We start from the raw sequence: 15813 nt of genomic DNA on the forward strand, positions 1-15813 counted from the left end.
GCCATTACCTCACAGGTAATCGATTCGTGTCGCCGCGACCGGGAGTCTCGTCTGTGTACCCACCGGCCAACGAACCACGGGAGAAGAAAATGACCGCATACGCCGTCGCCCACCTGCGCTCGGTCGATTTCGGACCGGAGATCGTGCGCTACCTCCAGGAGATCGACGCGACCCTCGACGAATTCGGGGGCCAGTTCCTCGTCCACGGCACCGATCCGGTGGTCGTGGAAGGAACGTGGCCCGGACATCTCATCGTCATCGAGTTCCCGGACGCCGAGCATGCCCGTACCTGGTACGAATCGCCCGCGTACCAGGCGATCCTGCCGCTGCGCACCGAGCACTCCGACGGCTCCGCGATCCTCGTCGAGGGGGTCGGGCCGGGCTACCGCGCCAGTGACTACCTGGCCAAGGTCCGCTAGTCGCCGGTGTGCCTTTGTGGCGCCCCTGGCCGCCACAAAGGCACACCGGCGCGGAGCGCCGGCTCGGCGTAGGCGGTGGCGAGCGAGTCGACCGTGTCGTGGGCGTTGAGTCCGCTCGGGTTCGGCACCACCCACAGCGGGACGCCGCCGATCGTCTCGTCCTGCAGGCCCGTCACAGCCTTACGCCGTCCGAAAGCGGTGCGGTAGGCGGTGATTCCGGCGACTGCGACCACCCGTGGCGTGAACTCGGCGACGACGGCGGCGAGCCGTTCGGCACCCGCGCGCAGTTCGGCGGTGGTCAGTTCGTCGGCGCGGGCGGTCGCGCGCGGTACCAGGTTGGTGATCCCGACACCGCGGTCGAGCAGATGCTGCCGGTCCTCCGGGCTCATCCCCGCGCCGGGATCGATCGGGCGCGTGATGATCCCGGCGCGCAGCAGCGCGGGATAGAACCGGTTTCCGGGGCGCGCGAAATGCGCGCCGGTCGCCGCCGTCCACAGACCCGGATTGATCCCGACGAACAGCAACCGGCATCCGGGCCCGATCAGATCGGGGACGACGGCGTCGCGAAACGACTCGAGTTCTGCGCGTGTGAATCCCACGCGACCACCGTAGGCGGTGTCAGGAAGCCGGAATCCACGCCCCGTGCAGACCCGCGGGAACCCGGATCGGCAGCCGCACCCGCGTGAGCGGACCCGACGCGGGATCCTCCGCCGGGAAGACGAGGAACCAGCTGGTCAGATCGTTGCGATCGGTGGCGATGGTACCCCAGTATCCGGGTCCGCCGTTGCTGCTCGGCAGGTAGGCGGGTTCGCCCGGCGCCAGCGATCCGCCGAGCCACACGGACTCGGTGCCGGCGGCGACGTCGAACCAGAACAGTGCGTCCGCATCACCCGGCGGCAGCTCGGTCGCGCCGGATTCGCCGACCGTGGCCACGACCCGATGGGTCTCGGTGAGCCGGCGGTCGTCCACACGGGGGAATTCGATGTTGCGCTCGTGCAGCGTCGTCCGGGTGATCCCGTTGCGTCCGATCACCGCACGGCGCAGGGCACTCGGGTTGGGATCGGCGGAGTCGACGAGCCCACCCGGGTACTGCCACTCGACGTAGTCGACGGCAACCGAGCCGTCGGGTAGGTCGAAGGCGTTGGCGGTGTGCCACACCCAGAACGCGTCGGTCGTGTGCCACTGGATTGCGCTGCCGTCGCGAGGAATCAGTGCGATCCGCACACCCAGTTCGGGCTGCCAATCCAGCGGCGAGGCTCCCGTGAAGATCCGGCCCAGCTCGAACACGAACGGCGCCAGGATCAGGACGACGTACCGCTCGGTGAGAGCCATGTCGTGGATCATCAACGGGCGATCGGCACCGTCGACCGGTGTCGGGCCGCGCGTCACCGTGCCGTCGGCGCCGATCACCGACCAGGTCAGGTACGGCGCGTCCAGCACGTAGCAGAACGACACCATCTCGCCGGTGCGGGGATCGACCTTGGGGTGCGCGGTGAGTCCGACCGGCAGGGCGCCGTCGAAGGTTTCGCGCCCGAGCGTCTCGAGGTCGGAACCCAACGCGTAGGGGGGAGCGGCCTCCGCCAGCGCGAGCAACCGGCCGCCGTGCCGGATCACGTTGATGTCCGGGAGTTCCCGGATCGTGTTCGCCAGGTCGGGGCCGACCTCCTCGGCAGGCGGAAAGTAGGGATCGGTCAGTCCCGACCACAAGGCGCGGCCGGCCTTCTCCTCGGCGAGCACATTCGGTGTCCGGACGAACCGGTTCGTGTATCGCGCTGTACCGTCGGTCAATTCGACTCGGTGCACCATGCCGTCGCCGTCGATGGGGTAGACGTAGCTGCCGATCGGATCGAAGCGCGGATTGGGCCCGTTGCGCAGATAACTGCCGTGCAGATCGTCGGGGAGTTCGCCGACGATCTCGAGGCCGCGGACGTCGACCTCCTCCCGCTGGGGAGCGAACAGTCCGCTCAGATGCGGGTGGTGAGCCATGTCGATCGGTGTCGGACGGGCCACGGACCTGATCGTAGTCAACGGGAAGCGCGGACGAGGGCGATCCGGCTCGACATTTGTCGACACGATGTCGATATGATGTGCCGCGGCGGCCTCGGAGGGCCCGCCCGAACGGAAACAAGGAGCATCAATGTTCATCGTCACCAACCGCATCCCGGTCCCGGCCGAGACCGCCGAAGCGTTCGAGAAGGTCTTCGTCGAGAGCATGAACACCACGCTCGCCGGCGTCCCGGGTCTGCACCGGACGACGCTGCAGCGTCCCGTCGGCGACGACGCCCCCTACGTCTCGACGATGGAGTTCGACACCCGCGAGGACTTCCTCGCGTGGCTGAAGTCGGACTCGTTCCGCGCCTCCCATTCCGACCCGAACGCGCCCGGCATGCAGGCCCCGAGCGCGGTCGAGCAGCACGAGCTCATCGCGGACGTACGGAACTGAGGGCTCAGCGTCCGTATCGGTTCCACCAGATGCGGGCGTCCTCGGGCAGGGTGCCCGCCGCCTCCGCGGCGCGGCACCAGCCCTGGGCCATGCGCAGGAAGTTCATCGGGTTGTAGGCGTCCTCCTCGTAGCACCACAACCCGTCGCCGCCGTAGTGCAGGATCGTGATGTTCGCGGCCGCGTGGTGCGAGCCGTCGCCCGGATCCTCCATCGGGTTGTCGATCTCGGCGATCACCCACCCGCGGTCGGCGTCGATCACCGACCAGGTCGCGGGGAACGCGGTCATCCGGTTGCCGGGGAACGCGCCCATCGTGCGGATCACCCACTCGCGGATCGCGATGCGGCCCTCGAACCGGCCGTACGCGTGCTCGTAGTAGCGGGCGTCCTCGGTGAACCGGTCCGCGAACAGTCCCCAGTCGCCGGTCCGCCGCGCATCCGCGGACGCCTGCTGGTACAGCGCGAACGCATCCTCGAGTTCGCTGTGACTCCATCCCATGCCGTGACCCACCCCGTCTCGAACACCGCCACTCGCCGGTGACCCGGCGTGGTCCGGGTCACTATCGCACGCCGATGCCCGCTCGCGGCGGGTCGTCCCACGCGGTGGGAGCGTGTGCGTGCGCCGCTGTGCTCGGGCGATCCGCTAGGGTAATTCCGACGTGCAGGATCGAGAGCGGTGCGGAGACAACCCGCACGCGATTGGGGAAGGTGTGCAGCGCCGGAACGTGGTCGGAACCTCTGCCGAAAGTTCGGCCGGTGACGAGGTCGCCCTGCCGCCGTACACGGATCTGTTGTGGCCCACCCTGCAGGCGGTCATCGCCCTCGGCGGGTCCGGCGTCATCGAGGACATCGACAGCGAAGTGATCGACCGTGCCGGCCTGCCCGAGGCGGTGCGCACCGTGCTGCACGGCGACGGTCCCGGTACCGAGATCGAATACCGGGTGGCGTGGGCACGCACCTATCTCAAGGGCATGGGCCTGCTCTCGAACACCCGCCGCGGTGTCTGGAGCGTGACCGACCGGGGACGGGCGGTGCGCGAATCCGAGATCAAGCCCATGCAGGTGGCGTACACCGCGGAGAAGCGCCGCAAGCGGCTGGTCCGCAACGCGTCGTCGGGCGCTCAGGTCGTTCCGCTCGTGGCGGCACCCGAGGATCCCGAACTCTGGCGCGAACCGGTCCTGGCCGCGATCGCCGAACTGCCCGCCGACGGCTTCGCCCGGATGGTCACCTCGGTGCTGCGCGCCGCCGGATTCACGACCCTGACGATCCCCGCGCCCGGTTCCGTGCCGGACAGCGAACCCGACGACGCGGACGCCGCCGTCGAGGGCACCGGTGTGCTGCGGGTCTCGCTGCTCAGCTTCTCCGTCTTCTTCCGGTTCGTGCGCGGCCCCGAGCGGGCCGGCGCCGACGTCGTCCGCGAGTTCCGCGCCGCAATGGTGGGTCGCGGCGACAAGGGGCTGCTCGTCTCCACCGGTTCGTTCACCGACGACGCCCGCGCGGAGGCACACCGGCACGGCGCACCGCCGATCGACCTGATCGACGGCGACGGCCTGTGCGACCTGCTCAAGGAACACGGGCTCGGCGTGCGCACCACGGTGCGGACGGTCGAGGACGTCGCGCTGGTGCCGGCCTACTTCGCGGATCTCGCCGGCCGATAGCCGGGCGACAGCCGGCACCTCGGTTTCGCGTGTTACCCCTGTGACGGCTGGGGGGTGTGGTGCAATACCCGATGGTGCCCACCCCGGACCTCGGGGGCGGTGATCTTCTCGACCGAACCGGCTGAAGCGAGGTGCGATGAGTATTTCTCGTCGGGAACTGTTCCGATACGCGGCGATCGGCTCGGGAGCGGTGTGGCTGTCCGCCGTGACCGCGCCCGGCGTCGCGCAGGGCCGGGAGGTCCTGGGCACGATCGTCGACTATTCGGCGGATGTGCCGTCCCCGCAGTCGATCCGCGCGGCCGGGCACATCGGTGCGATCCGGTACGTCTCGGATCGGCGGCCCGGTGCGGAGTGGATGCTGGCCAAGCCGCTGACCGAGGACGAGGCGACGGACCTGACCGACAGCGGGCTCGAGGTCGTGTCCTGCTACCAGTTCGGCAAGGCGGACACCGCCGATTGGCGAGGCGGCTTCGACGCCGGCGTCGAGCACGCGACCCGCGGCCTCGAACTGCACCGGGCAGCCGGTGGTCCCGACGACCGTCCGATCTACGCGTCGATCGACGACAATCCGACGCCGCTCGAATTCGCCACCCTGATCGCGCCGTATCTGCTGGGCTGGCAGTCCGTGGTCGGCCGCGAGAACACCGGGGTCTACGCGAACTCGCCGACGATCGACCTCGCCGTCGTCGCGCAGCTCGGTTCCTTCTACTGGCAGCACGATTGGGGCACCCCCAAGGGGTACGTGCATCCGCTGGCGAACCTGCACCAGATTCCGGGGCAGAAGACGATCGACGGTATCGGCATCGACGTCAACCACGTGCTCACCGAGGACTACGGGCAGTGGTCCCTCAGCGCGGGTTAGAGGCCGGGTAGAGCCGCGGGGCACTCAACTCTGGCAGTGCTGCGCCGGGTCCTCCTCGGCGGCGGTGACCACCAGCGAGGGATGCTCGGCGTCGGGGGCGTCGTGGTCGCCGCGCCACGACAGCAGGGACCACCGGGACAGCCCGGACAGCGCGGATCCGAGGCTGCCGAACGACAGCGACGACAGGGCCGACCCCGCGGAGCCGACGGATCCGATGGACAGGATCGAGCCGACACTGCCGATCGACAGGATCGAATAGGCGGAGCCGATCGAGAGGATCGAGCCTTCGGACCGGATCGACAGGATCGAGCGGTGCGATGCGATCGAGCGGATCGACCGGGAGCGGTCGCTCCGGCACTGCTTTCCGGCACGGGACGGGAATTCGGCCATGCCCCGGTCTACCACGTGCCGACGGTCGCCCGGACGGATACGCGAAACGACGAGACCGCCGGGGCGAGTGCCCCGGCGGTCTCGAACGACACGGTGTTGCGCGTCAGCGCACCGTCACCAGGCCGATGGTCGGCAGGAAGGAGCACGAGCGCGGCTCGGCGTCCGGCTTCTGGGTGGTGATACCGCCCGAGATCACCGCGACGACATTGCCCGAGCCGGTGTCGGCGATCGCGCTGAGCGTGGCCGGGCCGTCCGGGTTGATCTTGGCTTCACCGGTGAGCGGCTGGGAGCCGGTCCGGCCGTTGGAGACGTTGATCCAGCTCACGGTGAGCGGGCTCTCCTGCTTCTCGGCGAGCGGAGCGGTGCCCAGCGCGGTGAACACGAAACCGGTCTGGCCGGCGCCCGGTCCCGGAGGCGGCAGCTTCGACGGTCCGGCGACGGCCAGCGCGGTGCCGACCGAGTCGGCGGTGTCGCTGATGCAGCCCTCACCGAGGGTCGGGTACAGGAACTGGGTGATCACGACGCTGTTCGGATCCGGGATGTCCGGACCGCCGCCACCGCTGCCGTCCAGGAACGTGATGACCCGCTGCAGCGTGGACTTGATCGACTCGGGCAGCTCGGAGTTCTCGAGCAGCTCCTTGGCCTGTGCGAGCAGGTCGTTCTTGCCGTCGTCCGCGATATCGGAGGGGCCCGCAGCGGCACCGATGATGGCCGGGGCGAGGGAGGCGAGCGCCTCGATCTCCTCGGGGTTCGCGACCTGGTTCGCGAGCAGGTTCGTGAGCGTCTCGATGGACAGATCCGCAGGCACCTGGAAGGGCAGGGCACTCGTGATCTGGGCCAGATCGGGAATGACCGGGGCCGGTGGAAGCGGTTGCGCGACCGCGTGCGTGGGCACGATCAGTCCCGCGGTGGCGGCGAGTGCGCACGTGATGAGCGCCCGTCGCATTCCTCGAGTACGAAGCACTGTTCCCCATCCTTGTCGTTGAAGCCCCCGGCGGTCCGTTACGGGCCGCGGGAGCTGACGGCTCGAGGAGACACTCTATGTAGGCCCCCCGTCCGGTACAAGCCGTGGCGCTTGATTTGCGCCGATGGCAGGACCTGCCGGGAGTGTAGCTACCGTGTCTTCCGAATGGTGGTATCCGGTAGACCGTAACCCCAACCGGGTGTTGCTGCTGGGGTTGGAGATAAAACTGTTACTCCTGGGACCAGCGTTTTCCGGGCGGAACCCGCGAGCCGATACTGTGTATCTCCGGTCCTCGGGCGAGCCGGGGCCCTCGGATGCGCAGTGCTCTTACGGATGCGCCCGGGCCGACGACCACGGGAGGCTGCACCCCAGTGCCACGATCCGCCCGCCTCCAGCGCAGTCACGATTCGCAGCGTCTGTGGTGGTGCGCGGCGCTGCTGCTCGTGTCCGTCGTGGCCCGGCTGCTGTGGGCCTTCCTCACCCCCAACGGTCTGAACCTCGTCGACCTGCACGTCTACGTCGAGGGCGCGGCGAGCCTGCTGCAGGGCGATCTCTACGACTTCACGTACTCGCGGGACACCCCCGACTTCCCGCTGCCGTTCACCTACCCGCCGTTCGCCGCGCTGGTGTTCTTCCCCCTGCACTACCTGCCGTTCGGTTGCGTGGGCCTCGCATGGCAGCTGCTCACGGTCGCCGCGCTGTTCGGCATCGTGCGCATCGCGCTCGAGCTGCTCGTCGGCGCCGACGCCCGCAACACCCGGTGGACGGCGGTCGCGCTGGTGTGGACGGCGATCGGCGTGTGGACCGAACCGGTCCGGATGACCCTCGACTACGGGCAGGTCAACGTCTTCCTGGTGCTGGGCACCATGATCGCCGCCCGCAGCAGCCGCTGGTGGATCTCCGGCGGCCTCGTCGGGCTCCTGGCCGGCATCAAGCTGACCCCCGCGATCGCGGGGCTGTATCTCGTCGCGCGCCGGCGATGGTCCGCCGCCGTGTTCTCCGCCGTCGTGTTCTTCGCGACCGTCGCGGTGAGCGTGCTGGTCCTTGGCGAACAGGGCCGCAAGTACTTCACGACGTTCTTCGGCGACGCGAATCGGATCGGACCCGTCGGATCGGTGTGGAACCAGTCGCTGCGTGGGGCGCTCAGCCGCATCGTCGGTCACGACGTCGGTACCGGACCGCTGTGGCTGATCGCGGTCGCGCTCTCCGCGGCCCTCGCCTACGCGGCGTGGCGGGCACTGGGCCCCGACGACCGCCTCGGCACGCTCGTCGTCGTCGAGCTGTTCGGACTGCTCGTCTCGCCGATCTCGTGGGCCCACCACTGGGTGTGGGTCGTGCCGATGCTCGTGTGGCTCGTGTACGGCCCGCTCGCCGCGCGCCGCGGAACCCGCGTGATCGCGGCGTGCTGGACGGTCACGACCCTCGTCGGCGTGCCGTGGCTGCTCGGCTGGGCCCAGGACTCCATCTGGGACATCTCGCGCCCCGCGGTCCTGTCGTGGCTCGGCGCCGCGAACGTGATCGGCGCGCTCGCGGTCTACGCGTGGATCGTCCACGCGGGGCGGATGCAGCCGCCGGCGGATCCGGTTACTGTCCCGCCAGGGAGTCGATCCGGCGGGCGAGAGCCGGATCCGACGCCGTGATCCCGCCCGCGGAGTGCGTCGAGAGCGTGTACGTCACCTTGCGCCACCGGATGTCGATGTCGGGATGGTGATTCATCACCTCGGCGGCCTCGGCCACACGGGTGACCAGGGCGATCGCGTCCGGGAAGGTTGCTGATTCGATGGTCCTCACCAGAGAATTCCCCTTCCGGGACCAGCCCGGGAGTTCGGCGAGGGCGGCGTCGATCTCGGCGTCGGAGAGAAGGTCGGCCATGACTCATTCTGGGACGACGCAGCACAGGACCGCAACGACAGGAGGAGCATGACCGACGGCCCGGGTGAAGTGGTGGCGGCCGCGCTGTTCCGCAACGGGCGGCTGCTGCTCGCGCAACGCACCGGACCCGCGGAACTCGCGGGCCTGTGGGAACTGCCCGGCGGCAAGGTCGAACCCGGCGAAACCGTCGAGGACGCGCTGCGCCGCGAACTGCGAGAGGAACTCGGCGTCGACGTCTCCGGGGGCGAACGCATCGGAGCGGCGGTACCTCTGCCGGACGGCCGGATGCTGTGCGCCTACCGCGTCGAACTGGTGGACGGAGTCCCCGCCCCGCTCGAACACTCCGCGCTGCGGTGGGTCGATGCGGCGGAACTGGCGACGCTGCCGCTGGTGCCGAACGACCGGGAATGGCTACCGGACCTGCAGGAACACCTGCTGCGGAGGTCCTAGAACCCGGAGTGCAGAACCCGCGCGGACCGGTTCCGGGCTCAGGCCGCGCGGGCCTTCTTCAGCCGCTTCTCGAGTTCCTTCTTGCTGAGGTCCTCGCCCTCGAGCTTCTTCATCCGCATGATCACGACCGGGCACTTGATGCAGCGGGTCTTCTTACGGCAGCACTTCTTCTTCGGGGTGAGACGCGCAATCTTGCTCACCTTGACCTTGCCCATTCGCGTCCCCATCCTGCCTTCCACGGACGTGCTCCCGACCGTGGAAGGCAGGTTAGCATTCCCTTACCGAATTGCGGGAGAGCCGTGCACCGGGAAATTTCCGCGCACGACGCACCGCGGATCCGTCGATTCCTTGACGTCGCGCAGGCGGCGCAGCGTGTCGGGTGCGAACGCGATGTCGGCGCCGTCGTGGTGACCGAGCATCGACAGGGGCAGCGGGCCGCCGTGCCACGGCTTCAGGACGTCGAGGGCCGCGTCGATCGCCGCCTGCGCCGGCTCGATAACCTCCGGGACCGGCGCCATCGCCAGCATCATCGCCATGTACTCGGCCTCGACCCGCCCGCACGCCGCCGGTCGCGCGGGATCGTCCCGGAAGGCGCCACCGAGATGCCGGACCTGGGCCTGCATCAGTCCGCACGCGGGGTCGGACACACGGTCCAGCAGCGCGGTGAGCACCTCGTCGTCCAGCGAGACCAGTGACCCGGATCCGGTCAGCGCGGGCGACGGATCGACCGGTTCCTCGCACACGTCGCCGATCGTGCTCGGCCGCAGCGGACCGATCGTGCTGCGCAGCACCGTCCCGGCCCCGGCGATCGGGCGGAGCAGCGCCTCCAGGGCCGCGGTGCCCCCCAGCAGCACCGCGTCCACCGCGCAGAACGACCGCCCGCGGATCTCCTCGGGCAGCTCCGGGATCGGCGGAAAGTGCAGCACGGACGCGAACAGCGTCAGCTCCCGCGGCGCCACCGTCGTGACCTCGGCGAACGCCCGCCAGACGCGCGGGGCATCCTCGACCGGGAAGAGCAGGCGCCCCCCGGCCAGTTCCGGTGCCGGCACCAGCGCGATCTCCACGGCCGTGACGATTCCGAACTCGCCTCCGCCGCCGCGCAACGCCCACATCAGCGATGCGTCGGTGGAATCGTCCACCCAGCGGTGCGTTCCGGCCGCGTCGACCAGTTCCACCGCCCGGAGCGAGGCGGCCCCGGTGCCGTGGGCGCGACCGAACCAGGACAGGCCACCGCTGAGGCAGAACCCCACGACCGTGACGTCGGGACTCGAACCGAGCATTCCGGTGAGGCCGGTGCCGTCGAGCGCGGACTGCAACTGCCCCCACTTGACGCCCGCGCCGACCCGCGCGACCCGGGCGTCGGCATCGATCCAGATGTCGTCCAGGGCGGAGGTGCGGATCAGCAGCGCCTCGTCGAGCGCGGTCGTGGCGCCGTGCCCGCCGGGCTGCGCGGTCACCGGCAGCCGGTGCTCGATCGCGAAGCGCACGGCGTGCACCACGTCGGCCGCGGTCCGGGCGTGCAGCACCGCGCGCGGACGCTGCGGAACCGCCAGGTTCCAGGCCTGAGCGGCGTGCGGGAACTCGTCGTCGGTGGGCAGGATCAGCGCGCCGTCGATGCGGGCGGCGAGGTCGGGGAACGGGATCCGCGGGACGGTCGTCGATGTTGTCGTCATGCGGAGAAGCGTGTCCGTGTCCGGCCGGCGGAAAAATCCCCGAAGTGCGGGGAATCGCGACCCCCAGAATTCTGGGGTGTACCAAGATCGGGTGCGTCCTGCACACTTTTCAGGTGAGAACGTTCCGCGCCGAGGCTGCCCGCGCCGGCATCGAATCCTTGTCCCGCGCCGGACTTCCGTGGGACGCGTTCGGGATGGAAGCGCTCGACATCCTGGAAAGGGCGGTGCCGTTCGAAGGGGTGTGCTTCGCCACCATCGATCCGTCGACCACCCTGGTCACCAGCTCGATCAAGGTCGGGATCGAGGATCCGTGCGAGGAACTCTTCGCGTACCACGAATACGTGGAGGACCGGGTGAGTCTGTTCACCGATCTCGCCCGCCGCGACGTGGGCGTGAGCATCCTGCACGACGAGACCGCGGGCGACCCGTACCGCAGCTCCCGGTTCCGCGACCTCATCGAACCCCACTTCGGATTCGGGCACGAGTTGCGTGCCGCGATGAAGGCCGGCCGCAGGACCTGGGGCGGGATGGCCGTCTACCGGGCCCCCGAATCCAGCGGTTTCAGCCCGGCCGAAGCCGACTTCGTGCAGAGCGTGTCCGGGCTGCTGGCGCGCGGCGTCCGGGCCGGACTGATCGCCACCACCGCCGAGGCCAGGGCGGAGTGGACGGAACCGCTCGACGGGCCCGCCGTGGTGGTCTTCGATGCCCACGGCGAAGTGGAGATGGCCACACCCGGCGCCGAGCAGCGCGTCGAGGAACTCGGCGGCTCGCTGTGGGCGGATCCGCCGCCCGCGCTCACGTCGACCGTCGCGGCCGCACGCTCGCTGCAGGCCGGCCGGACCGGCTCGGTGCCCCGCCTCACCGTGCGCTCGCGGACGGGGGAGTGGCTCGTCGTGCACGCGTCGCCGCTGGCCGGTCGCGGTGAGGGCACGCGGATCGCGGTGACGATCGAGCAGGCCGGCGCCGCGGCGGTGTTTCCGCTGGTGGTGGCCGCATTCGGATTGACCGGGCGCGAAGGCGAGGTCGTCGAACGGGTGCTCCGCGGCGACAGCACCGCGGAGATCGCGCGGCGTCTGCACATGTCGCCGTACACCGTGCAGGACCACCTCAAATCGGTGTTCGCCAAGGCCGGGGTCACCAGCCGCCGCGAACTGATGTCGACGGTGTTCTTCGATCACTACGCCGCCCGCAAGAACAGTGCCGTGCGGTGCGACGGATGGTTCGACGGCGCCACACCCGACGGCGAATAGGCGTGGCGAACATCACGTCGGGCGGGCTGAGCTGGGGTAACCGCGGTCCATCGGCGCGGACACGGTTCGGCGGCCTGTAAGATATACAAGGCCGCAGTGCCTGCGCGGGCCGGTTCACGGTCACGTCGGGTGTCTCGCATTCGCGTCGCGGCCACCGAGACGAAACGCCGTACGGGCGAGGTGCCGACCGGGTCCAGTGCCGTGTGGCCGGACTACAGCCAGGAGAGCCATCGCGTGAGCACCGCTGATTTTCGGAACGTCGCCATCGTCGCGCACGTCGACCACGGAAAGACCACCCTCGTCGACGCCATGCTGCGCCAGTCGGGCGCCTTCGCCGAACGTGCGGAACTCGTCGACCGGGTCATGGACTCCGGCGACCTCGAGCGCGAGAAGGGCATCACCATCCTCGCGAAGAACACCGCCGTGCACCGTCACCACCAGGACGGTTCCGTGACGGTCATCAACGTCATCGACACCCCCGGCCACGCCGACTTCGGTGGTGAGGTCGAGCGCGGCCTGTCGATGGTCGACGGTGTCGTGCTGCTCGTCGACGCCTCCGAGGGCCCGCTGCCGCAGACCCGCTTCGTGCTGCGCAAGGCGCTCGCCGCGTCGCTGCCGGTGATCCTGGTCGTCAACAAGACCGACCGCCCCGACGCCCGGATCGCGGAGGTCGTCGAGGAGAGCCAGACGCTGCTGCTCGACCTCGCCTCCGACCTCGACGACGAGGCCGCCGAAGCCGCCGAACTCGCGCTCGAGCTGCCCGTCCTCTACGCCTCCGGCCGCGAGGGCAAGGCCAGCCGGAAGCAGCCGGAGAACGGCCAGGTTCCCGACGCCGAGAACCTCGACGAGCTCTTCGAGGTCCTGCTCGAGTGCATCCCCGCCCCGAAGGGCAACCCCGAGGCTCCGCTCCAGGCGCACGTCACAAACCTCGACGCGTCCGAGTTCCTCGGCCGCCTCGCGCTGCTGCGCATCCACAACGGCAAGCTCCGCAAGGGTGACACCGTCGCGTGGATGCACGCCGACGGCGTCAAGAACGTCAAGATCACCGAGCTGCTCAAGACGATCGGTGTCGAACGCCAGCCGGGTGACGAGGCCGTCGCGGGCGACATCGTCGCCGTCGCCGGCATCCCCGACATCATGATCGGCGACACCCTCGCCGACACCGAGAACCCGGTGGCGCTGCCCACCATCACGGTCGACGAGCCGGCCATCTCGATGGTCATCGGCACCAACACGTCGCCGCTGGTCGGCCGCGTGCAGGGCCACAAGCTCACCGCCCGCATGGTCAAGTCCCGCCTCGATTCCGAGCTCGTCGGCAACGTGTCGCTGCGCGTCCTCGACATCGGACGCCCGGACGCGTGGGAGGTGCAGGGCCGCGGCGAGCTCGCCCTCGCCATCCTCGTCGAGCAGATGCGCCGCGAGGGCTTCGAGCTGACCGTCGGCAAGCCGCAGGTGGTCACCCGGACCGTCGACGGCAAGCTGCACGAGCCCTACGAGGAGCTGACCATCGACAGCCCCGAGGAACACCTCGGTGCGATCACGCAGCTCCTCGCGAACCGCAAGGGCAAGATGGTCCAGATGACGAACCACGGGACCGGCTGGGTCCGTATGGAATTCATCATCCCGTCCCGTGGCCTGATCGGGTTCCGCACCGACTTCCTCACCGAGACCCGCGGCACCGGCATCTCCAACGCGATCTTCCACGGCTACGCGCCGTGGGCCGGTGAGATCCGTGCCCGCCACACCGGTTCGCTCGTCTCCGACCGTTCCGGCTCGGTCACCCCGTTCGCGATGATCCAGCTCGCCGACCGCGGAACGTTCTTCGTCGAGCCCGGCAGCGACACCTACGAAGGCCACGTGGTCGGCATCAATCCGCGTGCCGAGGACCTCGACATCAACGTCACCCGCGAGAAGAAGCTCACCAACATGCGCTCTTCGACCGCCGACGTCATGGAGACCCTCGCCAAGCCGATCGAGCTCACCCTCGAGGCCGCGCTCGAGTTCTGTGCCGTCGACGAGTGCGTCGAGGTCACGCCGGAGGCGGTCCGCGTGCGCAAGGTGCACCTGTCCGCGACCGACCGTGCCCGCGCGCGTTCGCGCGAGAAGGCCCGGAACAAGTAGCAGTCCGGGTGGTGGCCCCGATTCGTTCCGGAGCCGCCACCCGAGCCGTTGTCCGACGGAGGGGAGGCTCGGTTGTTGCGTTCGCGCGTCCGGAGACGGTGCCGGCCACTGGTGATGGCCGGAATCACCGCTCTGGTCACGGGGTTGGCGGCGTGCACGGCCTCTCCGCCCCCGCCGATCGAGCAGACCGAGCCGACCCAGACCCCGGCGCCCGCGCCGCAGCGCAACACCGTCGTCGTCGCCATCGACGACATCGGCGCCGGATTCAATCCGCACCTGCTCGCGGACCAATCGCCGGTCGGCAACGCCGTCGCCGAACTGGTGCTGCCGAGTGCGTTCCGGACCGTGCCGAACCCCGCGAACCCGGCGCTGGTGGACCGTGTTCCCGACGAGTCGGTGCTCGTGTCGGCCGAGGTCACCTCGGAGAACCCGTTCACGATCACCTACCAGTTGCGCACCGACGCCCAGTGGTCGGACAGTGCGCCGATCGCCGCCGAGGACTTCCGCTACCTGTGGCAGCAGATGATCACCCAGCCCGGGGCCGTGGACCCGTCCGGGTACCGGCTGATCGAGGACGTCGCGTCCTCCGGGGGCGGCAAGACCGTCACCGTGACCCTGCGTGAGCCGTACCCGGCGTGGCGTGAACTGTTCTCCGATCTGCTGCCCGCCCACCTGGTCAAGGACACGCCCGGCGGCTTCGTCACCGGATTGGCCGAGTCGATCCCGGTGTCCGGTGGCCGATTCTCCGTCGACTCGGTGGACCGCGGCCGCGGTGAGATCCTGCTCGAACGCAACGACCGCTTCTGGGGGCTGCCCGCCCGGCCGGACGAGATCCTGCTGCGCCGCGGCGGCACCGATTCCCAGCTGACCGACTCGATGCGCACCGGCGACGTGCAGGTCGCGCAGGTGCGCGGCGGATCGGCCCTGCTCGCCCAGCTCGGTGCGGTTCCCGGCGTCCGGGCCGGCACCCAATTGCAGCCGCGCACACTCGATCTCACCCTGAACGCGCGGACCCCGGAATTCGCCGATCCGCGCGTGCGCCGCGGCGTGCTGGGTCTGCTCGACCCGGACCTGCTCGCCACCGTCGCGGCGGGAACCGAATCCGCGGTCGTTCCCGCTCGTGCCCAGGTGCTCGCTCCCTCGGATCCCGGCTATGCGCCGTCGATGCCTCCGCGACCCTCCCGCGAACAGGCCCTCGGCCTGCTCGCCGAGGCCGGATACCTGCCGGCGCCGCCGCCGGCTCCGGTCGACGTTCCGGACGGTGCGTCCGGCGCGCCCGTGGCGACGGCGGCACCCGCAACCACTCCGGCGCCGGCGCCCGAGACCGAAACCGAAGGACTGCTCGTCCGCGACGGCGCGCCGTTGACCCTGGTGATCGGTGTCGTCGAGGACGCCGGGGTGCCTCTCGCGGTCGCGCGGACCGCCGCCGATCTGCTGCGCGGGGCCGGCATCCGCGCGACCGTCACCGCGCTGCCGGCCGACGAGCTGTACGGCGACGCGCTCGTCGAAGGCCGGGTGCACGCCGTCGTCGGCTGGATGCGGGCCGGAAACGATCCGGCGACGGCCGCGCTGTCGAGATTCGGGTGCCTGCCGGTTCCGCCCCCCGTGGTCGGCACGCCTCCGTCCGATGTGGTCGGCACGCCTCCGTCCGATGTGGTCGGCACGCCTCCGCAGGAAACCACCGACTCCGACCCGGCACCGACCGCCCCGGCCC

The 15813-nt window shown here is 69.9% G+C and carries 17 protein-coding genes; 9 read left to right on the forward strand and 8 right to left on the reverse strand.

Going from position 1 to position 15813, the window contains the following annotated elements:
* Positions 1-89 precede the first annotated feature (89 nt).
* Positions 90-419: a DUF1330 domain-containing protein gene (locus M1M07_RS08795; protein WP_248673892.1), complete on the forward strand. Its 330-nt coding sequence runs from the start codon at positions 90-92 to the stop codon at positions 417-419.
* Here M1M07_RS08795 and M1M07_RS08800 read toward each other — a convergent pair.
* The gene (locus M1M07_RS08800; RefSeq protein ID WP_197253897.1) at positions 416-1018 is read right to left on the reverse strand and encodes a mismatch-specific DNA-glycosylase; all 603 of its coding nucleotides are present in this window, start codon (positions 1016-1018) and stop codon (positions 416-418) included. The genes M1M07_RS08795 and M1M07_RS08800 overlap by 4 nt on opposite strands.
* A 19-nt stretch (positions 1019-1037) precedes the next feature.
* The gene (locus M1M07_RS08805) at positions 1038-2429 is read right to left on the reverse strand and encodes a carotenoid oxygenase family protein (protein ID WP_248673893.1); all 1392 of its coding nucleotides are present in this window, start codon (positions 2427-2429) and stop codon (positions 1038-1040) included.
* Positions 2430-2556: 127 nt separating this feature from the next.
* Here M1M07_RS08805 and M1M07_RS08810 point away from each other — a divergent pair, with 127 nt between their 5' ends.
* Entirely contained in the window at positions 2557-2862 is a 306-nt protein-coding gene (locus tag M1M07_RS08810; protein WP_197253895.1) for an antibiotic biosynthesis monooxygenase, read from the forward strand.
* Positions 2863-2866: 4 nt separating this feature from the next.
* Here the strand turns inward: M1M07_RS08810 and M1M07_RS08815 are convergent, their stop codons facing one another.
* Positions 2867-3358, reverse strand: coding sequence for a nuclear transport factor 2 family protein (locus M1M07_RS08815; RefSeq protein ID WP_248673894.1), 492 nt, complete (start codon positions 3356-3358; stop codon positions 2867-2869).
* Positions 3359-3569: 211 nt separating this feature from the next.
* On the opposite strand from M1M07_RS08815, the gene M1M07_RS08820 reads away from it, so the two are divergent.
* Positions 3570-4517 carry a winged helix-turn-helix domain-containing protein gene (locus M1M07_RS08820; RefSeq protein ID WP_197253891.1) on the forward strand — a complete coding sequence of 316 codons (948 nt, stop codon included), beginning with the start codon at positions 3570-3572 and terminating at the stop codon, positions 4515-4517.
* Positions 4518-4653: 136 nt separating this feature from the next.
* On the forward strand, positions 4654-5379 hold the full coding sequence (locus tag M1M07_RS08825; RefSeq protein ID WP_248673895.1) for a DUF1906 domain-containing protein: 726 nt from the start codon (positions 4654-4656) through the stop codon (positions 5377-5379).
* 24 nt (positions 5380-5403) lie between these two features.
* Here M1M07_RS08825 and M1M07_RS08830 read toward each other — a convergent pair whose 3' ends face one another.
* Entirely contained in the window at positions 5404-5769 is a 366-nt protein-coding gene (locus M1M07_RS08830; protein ID WP_197253888.1) for a hypothetical protein, read from the reverse strand.
* Positions 5770-5872: 103 nt separating this feature from the next.
* Positions 5873-6715 (reverse strand): hypothetical protein, encoded by an 843-nt coding sequence (locus M1M07_RS08835; protein ID WP_248673902.1) that lies wholly within the window; start codon positions 6713-6715, stop codon positions 5873-5875.
* Between the two features lie 389 nt (positions 6716-7104).
* Here M1M07_RS08835 and M1M07_RS08840 point away from each other — a divergent pair, with 389 nt between their 5' ends.
* Positions 7105-8373: a mannosyltransferase gene (locus tag M1M07_RS08840; RefSeq protein ID WP_308200787.1), complete on the forward strand. Its 1269-nt coding sequence runs from the start codon at positions 7105-7107 to the stop codon at positions 8371-8373.
* On the opposite strand, the gene M1M07_RS08845 is transcribed toward M1M07_RS08840, so the two are convergent.
* Positions 8318-8605: a 4a-hydroxytetrahydrobiopterin dehydratase gene (locus M1M07_RS08845; RefSeq protein ID WP_197253885.1), complete on the reverse strand. Its 288-nt coding sequence runs from the start codon at positions 8603-8605 to the stop codon at positions 8318-8320. The two genes, M1M07_RS08840 and M1M07_RS08845, sit on opposite strands and share 56 nt — an antisense overlap.
* A 48-nt stretch (positions 8606-8653) precedes the next feature.
* Here M1M07_RS08845 and M1M07_RS08850 point away from each other — a divergent pair, with 48 nt between their 5' ends.
* Positions 8654-9055, forward strand: coding sequence for a (deoxy)nucleoside triphosphate pyrophosphohydrolase (locus tag M1M07_RS08850; RefSeq protein WP_248673896.1), 402 nt, complete (start codon positions 8654-8656; stop codon positions 9053-9055).
* Positions 9056-9093: 38 nt separating this feature from the next.
* Here M1M07_RS08850 and M1M07_RS08855 read toward each other — a convergent pair whose 3' ends face one another.
* Both M1M07_RS08855 and M1M07_RS08860 read right to left on the reverse strand, forming a co-directional pair.
* Positions 9094-9282: a hypothetical protein gene (locus M1M07_RS08855; protein WP_197253938.1), complete on the reverse strand. Its 189-nt coding sequence runs from the start codon at positions 9280-9282 to the stop codon at positions 9094-9096.
* 51 nt (positions 9283-9333) lie between these two features.
* Positions 9334-10728 carry an FAD-binding oxidoreductase gene (locus tag M1M07_RS08860; protein ID WP_248673897.1) on the reverse strand — a complete coding sequence of 465 codons (1395 nt, stop codon included), beginning with the start codon at positions 10726-10728 and terminating at the stop codon, positions 9334-9336.
* 113 nt (positions 10729-10841) lie between these two features.
* Between M1M07_RS08860 and M1M07_RS32990 the strand changes: the two genes are divergently transcribed.
* The 3 genes from M1M07_RS32990 to M1M07_RS08875 form a co-directional block, all read left to right on the forward strand.
* On the forward strand, positions 10842-11978 hold the full coding sequence (locus M1M07_RS32990) for a LuxR C-terminal-related transcriptional regulator (RefSeq protein WP_197253878.1): 1137 nt from the start codon (positions 10842-10844) through the stop codon (positions 11976-11978).
* Positions 11979-12212: 234 nt separating this feature from the next.
* The gene (gene typA / locus M1M07_RS08870) at positions 12213-14099 is read left to right on the forward strand and encodes a translational GTPase TypA (protein WP_197253876.1); all 1887 of its coding nucleotides are present in this window, start codon (positions 12213-12215) and stop codon (positions 14097-14099) included.
* Positions 14100-14213: 114 nt separating this feature from the next.
* On the forward strand, positions 14214-15813 hold a 1600-nt coding region (locus M1M07_RS08875; RefSeq protein WP_248673898.1), incomplete at its 3' end, for an ABC transporter family substrate-binding protein.

The organism is Rhodococcus sp. HM1 (assembly GCF_023218075.1).
Classification (GTDB): Bacteria; Actinomycetota; Actinomycetes; order Mycobacteriales; family Mycobacteriaceae; genus Rhodococcus.

Coding starts and splice junctions, on each gene's coding strand:
- M1M07_RS08855 (WP_197253938.1), bottom strand. CDS start 9,282: ATGGGGACGCGAATGGGCAAGGTCAAGGTGAGCAAGATTGCGCGTCTC.
- M1M07_RS08860 (WP_248673897.1), bottom strand. CDS start 10,728: ATGACGACAACATCGACGACCGTCCCGCGGATCCCGTTCCCCGACCTC.
- M1M07_RS08835 (WP_248673902.1), bottom strand. CDS start 6,715: ATGCGACGGGCGCTCATCACGTGCGCACTCGCCGCCACCGCGGGACTG.
- M1M07_RS08810 (WP_197253895.1), top strand. CDS start 2,557: ATGTTCATCGTCACCAACCGCATCCCGGTCCCGGCCGAGACCGCCGAA.
- M1M07_RS08830 (WP_197253888.1), bottom strand. CDS start 5,769: ATGGCCGAATTCCCGTCCCGTGCCGGAAAGCAGTGCCGGAGCGACCGC.
- M1M07_RS08815 (WP_248673894.1), bottom strand. CDS start 3,358: ATGGGATGGAGTCACAGCGAACTCGAGGATGCGTTCGCGCTGTACCAG.
- M1M07_RS08845 (WP_197253885.1), bottom strand. CDS start 8,605: ATGGCCGACCTTCTCTCCGACGCCGAGATCGACGCCGCCCTCGCCGAA.
- M1M07_RS08825 (WP_248673895.1), top strand. CDS start 4,654: ATGAGTATTTCTCGTCGGGAACTGTTCCGATACGCGGCGATCGGCTCG.
- M1M07_RS08795 (WP_248673892.1), top strand. CDS start 90: ATGACCGCATACGCCGTCGCCCACCTGCGCTCGGTCGATTTCGGACCG.
- M1M07_RS08850 (WP_248673896.1), top strand. CDS start 8,654: ATGACCGACGGCCCGGGTGAAGTGGTGGCGGCCGCGCTGTTCCGCAAC.